The organism is Phormidium pseudopriestleyi FRX01, from assembly GCF_017313335.1.
Classification (GTDB): domain Bacteria; phylum Cyanobacteriota; class Cyanobacteriia; order Cyanobacteriales; family Laspinemataceae; genus Laspinema; species Laspinema pseudopriestleyi.
On the sequence record NZ_JAFLQW010000601.1, the window covers coordinates 1 to 5,348 of the forward strand.

Consider the following 5,348-nt stretch of genomic DNA (forward strand, 5'->3'; position numbering starts at 1 on the left):
GAATCTGTGGTGGGAACCTTAGATTTTCCCCACTGGGATAACTCTGCAATGGATGGATATGCAGTGCGCTACGAAGATGTTGCCGACAGTCGTGGCGATCGCCCTATCCCGTTGGAAATCATCGAAGAAATTCCGGCTGGGAAACTCCCCCAGAAGACGATTGACACCGGACAAGCGGCCCGAATTTTCACCGGATCCATGATGCCACCGGGGGCGGATACGGTGACGATTCAGGAAGACACCCAACGCAATGGCGATCGCGTGGAAATCTTATCCGCCCCCTCACAACCGGGAGAGTGGGTGCGCTATCAAGGTTCCTTTTACCAATCGGGAACTCCCCTGTTATCCCCAGGAATCGTCCTGAGTGCGCCAGATATTGCCATTCTCGCCACGGCACAGATTACCCAAGTGCCGGTGTATCGCCGTTGTCAAGTGGCTATCTTATCCACTGGGGATGAGTTAGTTGCTCCCGGCCAACCTTTAAAACCCGGACAACTGGTAGACTCAAATCAATATGCTTTAGCGGCGGCAGTCAGTGCAGCAGGCGGGGAACCCTTGCTGATGGGAATTGTGGGGGATCAACCCGAGGCACTCCAAAAGGCGATCGCCCATGCCTTAACTGTTGCCGATATTGTCCTTTCCACCGGCGGCGTCTCCGTAGGTGATTATGATTACGTTGAACAAATTTTGAGCCAATTAAGCGGCAAAATCCACATCAAAGCAGTGGGAATTAAACCAGGGAAACCCTTAACCGTTGCCAGTTTCCCGAGGGAAGAGTCCAACGCCTCAATCCTCTATTTTGGGTTACCTGGAAATCCGGTTTCCGCCTTAGTCACCTTTTGGCGCTTCGTACAACCGGCGATGCGGAAATTTTCGGGGTTGAGGAGTGGGTGGGAACCCCAGTTTTTAACCGCGCGATCGCAGCAAGAATTACGCGGAGGAGGACCCCGGGAAATCTATCTCTGGGGGAAAATTCACTGTATCGAGGGCATTTACCAATTTGAACTCGCCGGGGGTTCTCATAGTTCAGGAAATTTAATTAATCTCGCCCAAACCACCGCCCTAGCTGTGATTCCGGTCGGAGTCCCCACCATTGCACCCGGTGACCCCATCCAAGTGCTACCCATCAATAGCCTCGGTTAATGCGGTTTGGGACAGTGACAACCGGCGGGGGTTTAAACTTTCAGTCGCGACAACATGCGGGGGTTTAACGTTCCGTCGCGACAACCGGCGGGGGTTTAAACGTTCCGTCGCCACCCCGCCGGTTTTTGCCACTGAAAAAACCGCCTATTCCTCATATTCATAAACCCGAGGGCGTACTTTAACCGGAGTGCGCTTTTTCAAAGGGACCGCTAGAGGTTCCATTCCCACCCCAAGCTGTTTACCTGGTTCAATCGCTTGCAGTCCATCGAGAACCGCATCGCGAACCAGGGGTTCAGTTTCCCGAGACAACATCAGGCGAAAGTAGTCAGCGATCGCCCGTCGTTCCGAAATGGGGGTAATGGGTAGGGATTTAGTAATTTGTCGCACCGCAATCAGACGCTTGAGGGGGTCTGAATCGGTCAAATTCATCACCCCGGCATTCAGGTGAGTTGCCTCTGAACTCACTTGACGATTTAGTCCTTGCCAGACCAGTAAGATTAAAGTTGCCAAAGTCATGATTCCCTGGGCGATCGCCGCTGTTGCGAACCAGGGACTGGGGGATTCGATCCAGATAGAGACTGCCATGTAACTTCCTAGGGTGGCAAGTCCTCCGGTCCCCACGGCGATCGCCACTTGACGGTTAGCACCTCCAAGAGACTGATTCAAGCGCGATCGCACCTGATGCCAATTCCATCCCTGGATCATATAAGTCGCCAACATTACCAGGACCCCGGCACCTGTTGCGACTAAGAGTTTCCAGTTCCAAATCAGCAAGGCGATCGTCACCGCCCCCCCCAACAGCCAAGTGCCGTGATCGCGGATTCCCATCGGTGAGCCAGTTTTGTCAACAAAGCCCTGCTTGAGAAGAGGGGATACCCTCCATAACCTATTGACCAGTTGTTGCCACTGCGATAACCCCTTTGCCACGTTATTTTACCTATTTCGTCTGAGTCACAGAAACAAGATGGATATAGTTTACGATCAGATGGCGTTTCTGGGAAGATCTTTGGGTGGAGATTGGGGAAATTGGGGCGATGGGGGGGATTGGGGTGGCGATCGCATATTAGACGGATTGCAAAATTCTCTCAAGCCCCCTTCTGAGAGTTTTGCAATCTGTCTATTTTATTGACTATTTTATAAACCTCTAATTCTAAAAAAATGGAAAATCATTGATTTAACTTTATTAAAAATCCAGGCATAATCAGACTAATTCAAACATTAAATTATACTAAATAAATAGATTAAAATTTAGTACAAAATCAGGCAAAACTAGACCTATTTTAAAATTAAACTCTTTAGAATAGATGGGTCAGTTTCGATGTCCTAAAAATTGGTCTGCTGTGTTAGCGCCATTGAGGGAATTCTTCAACCATTTTCAAGGTCAGACTCAACGGCGCCAATGCCCTAATATTTAGAGATTTGCTACTAAAAAGCAAAGTAAAATCCAGCCAAAGTTATATGACCATCAAAGGCATAAAACGTGAGCCTATGAATGTTAGGAACATTCACGATGAGTTCAGCATTCGGGGGAATTAAAGAGGGGGAACCGGCTAAATTCGGTCCGAGGGTTTCAACTTCGGCAATCTGTTCACCTTGTTCGTTGTAAGCGCAAATAACAGTGCGCCGGGAACTGGTTACGAGGCTATTTACCAGTTGAACGGGTTGGAGAAAGGAGACTTCGATCGCCCCGCTTTTCGGTGCACCCATGATGACAATGCGGCCTGATTTGCTGGGAAAAGCCGGGTTAGAAGGGGCTAGGGCGATCGCATTGTTGAAAATCACCCCCTGGTTCTCAAATTGCCGTTCTACGACTTCAAAACAGTTTAAGGCTTCTAAATCTAAAATGATGCGCCCGGGTGACGGTTCAACTAGACTTAACTCGACAGTTGCTGGATCTAAATGATCGGGAAAGGAGGCTTCTGAGGAAACTTGATTCAACTCGATCGCCGAGTCATGATTCCGCTTTTTCAGGACATCACGGCTATAGGAATTAAATTGCTCTACCATCACTGCACGTTGACGCATCATCTTATCGGTCCCTGTTAAAGTTACTTCTGGCTAATTCAGATGAACCCACCCTTGAGCGTTTGAACCCAAATCGAGCGATCGCCATCGTTAACGGTGCGATCGTCGAACCCAATTGGGACATCGAACTGCAATGACACCCTTGCATCACTCCACAAGGGACTCCATCACCAGTCGGGTTGCAACCTAGGATTTTCCCGTTAGGGAATTCGCCCGGTTGGTAAAGATGTTCACCCCAGAAATATTCTTTCGGGAAAAATTAACCCCAATTTCCCAAACCGATCGCCCTTGCCAAAACCACACCCTATATCCGGCTTGACTTGATAGCCCGATCCAGCCATCGGTTATCAGATTGGGTCACCGACAGTCCCGAGCAAGCATGAGGGGTGACACCCCACACTGTAAATTATGTCTGATTGCGGGGATTTTAACAGCACCCTGGAAAAATTATATCTGGAACTAAAATCCCCGGAAATACTTACTACATAAGAGTTTTAAACGGATATAGTCGGAGTAAAGCTGATCCGGAGGTTTATGGAAACTTTATAAAATTAGATTAGGCTTGATAAATCCTTTGCATTTGAAACCCGTTTTCAGAAAGATAGCCCAGGAGAGAGGGCCTAACTGAGTCAGGCTCGATCGCCTGGAAACGGTGGAGATTGTACAGTTCCAATGGAAGAATAATCATCTCGATATTAAGAGGTAAATTGATGTTTATACCCCCCGGTTTTGACCAGGGTTCGATCGTGACCTCCCTGGGGCGCATGGTTTACTATACCAACCGCCAGGAGTTTTGGCAGGGTGGACCCTCTGAAAGTGGCGATCGCCCCACCCAACCGACATTACTCTTCCTGCACGGATTTGGTGGTGGGTCCTCCGCTTATGAGTGGTCGAAAGTCTATCCCGCATTTGCCTCAGACTACCGGATACTCGCCCCAGACTTAATCGGGTGGGGACGTTCGGAACATCCTGAACGCAATTACCAAATTGAAGACTATCTGAGTACCCTCACCGAGTTTATCAAACAGACTTGTCCCGAACCTGTAGTGGCGATCGCCTCTTCCCTGACGGCTGCCTTCACCATCCGAGTGGCTATATACCATCCCGAGTTCTTCAAAAGCCTAATTTTAACCACCCCCTCGGGACTCTCCGACTTTGGGGAAAATTACAGCAGCAGCTTTTTCGCCCAACTGGTGAAAACGCCCTTCCTCGACCAACTCTTGTATCGGACAGGAATCGCCACAGAAGTAGGAATTCGGGGTTTCCTCCAAAGCCGACAATTTGCCAATCCGGACTTAATTTATCCAGAAATCGTCCAAGCGTACCTGCAGTCGGCCCTAGAACCCAATGGCGAATATGCAGCCCTCTCCTTCGTGCGCGGGGACCTCTGCTTTGATTTATCCCGGGATATCCCCCAACTCACCACTCCAACCGCCTTTATTTGGGGACGTCAGTCCCAATTTACAGGACCCGAACTCGGCAAGCGTCTCGCCAGTCTCAACCCCTCGGCAATCCGCGAGTTCATCCAGCTTGAAACTGTCGGATTAACGCCCCAACTGGAAGTTCCTGCGGTAACCATCGGTTTAATCCGCAGATTTCTGCTGGAACTAACTGAGCGATCGCCCGAATCTGCCGGGACTTAGGGATGTACAGAAAAAAGTTCTGCATTCAACTGTAGGGGACTAGAAACCGGGTTTCTTACCTCTATGCGATCGCCTCCTTTGACCCATACCCTACCCGGATCCACCAGTACGCACCGGCTTCTAAGCGTTCGCGAAGCTTCTCCTTAAGGAAAAGCTGTTTTTCCAAACTGCCGGAACCGACACTTTAGGAAGCAACGGATATCGGACTGACAAGCGATCGCATCTCCGAGATAACTGTTACCCTCAACAGTTATCGGACCAGCACTGACCTTGGATAGCGGATGCCTCCGAGATAACTGTTACCCTCAACAGTTATCTGACGGACAACCACCGAGTGGCGATCGCCACTCAGTCCGGACCAACCCCCCGGTGCAACCCCTGGGGAATCTCGGCTAGGACACAAGAGAAACACGGTAGGGCTGGTAGCCTCGCGCTCTAAAGATGCTATGTGGAAAGCCCACACGAGCGGTTTTAACCGCCTACACTGTAGTCCAACCATGATGAGGGTCGTTAATGTAGCGCTCTATCGGATTTTCC

6 protein-coding genes are annotated in these 5,348 nt (G+C 49.8%); 3 read left to right on the forward strand and 3 right to left on the reverse strand.

Features of this window, described 5'->3' with window-relative positions; genetic code table 11:
* Positions 1–1,143 (forward strand): molybdopterin molybdotransferase MoeA (locus tag J0895_RS23025; RefSeq protein WP_207090329.1); only part of this gene is annotated, 1,143 nt, incomplete at its 5' end.
* A 144-nt stretch (positions 1,144–1,287) separates the two neighbouring features.
* On the opposite strand, the gene J0895_RS23030 is transcribed toward J0895_RS23025, so the two are convergent.
* On the reverse strand, positions 1,288–1,971 hold the full coding sequence (locus J0895_RS23030; RefSeq protein ID WP_207090330.1) for a hypothetical protein: 684 nt from the start codon (positions 1,969–1,971) through the stop codon (positions 1,288–1,290).
* Positions 1,972–2,107: 136 nt separating this feature from the next.
* Between J0895_RS23030 and J0895_RS23035 the strand changes: the two genes are divergently transcribed.
* Positions 2,108–2,272, forward strand: a complete 165-nt coding sequence (locus J0895_RS23035; RefSeq protein ID WP_207090331.1) for a hypothetical protein — start codon at positions 2,108–2,110, stop codon at positions 2,270–2,272.
* Positions 2,273–2,568: 296 nt separating this feature from the next.
* Here J0895_RS23035 and J0895_RS23040 read toward each other — a convergent pair whose 3' ends face one another.
* On the reverse strand, positions 2,569–3,171 hold the full coding sequence (locus J0895_RS23040) for a hypothetical protein (protein ID WP_207090332.1): 603 nt from the start codon (positions 3,169–3,171) through the stop codon (positions 2,569–2,571).
* Positions 3,172–3,878: 707 nt separating this feature from the next.
* On the opposite strand from J0895_RS23040, the gene J0895_RS23045 reads away from it, so the two are divergent.
* Positions 3,879–4,811, forward strand: a complete 933-nt coding sequence (locus J0895_RS23045) for an alpha/beta fold hydrolase (RefSeq protein ID WP_207090333.1) — start codon at positions 3,879–3,881, stop codon at positions 4,809–4,811.
* Between the two features lie 250 nt (positions 4,812–5,061).
* Here J0895_RS23045 and J0895_RS23050 read toward each other — a convergent pair whose 3' ends face one another.
* On the reverse strand, positions 5,062–5,223 hold the full coding sequence (locus tag J0895_RS23050) for a hypothetical protein (RefSeq protein WP_207090334.1): 162 nt from the start codon (positions 5,221–5,223) through the stop codon (positions 5,062–5,064).
* Positions 5,224–5,348: the final 125 nt, after the last annotated feature.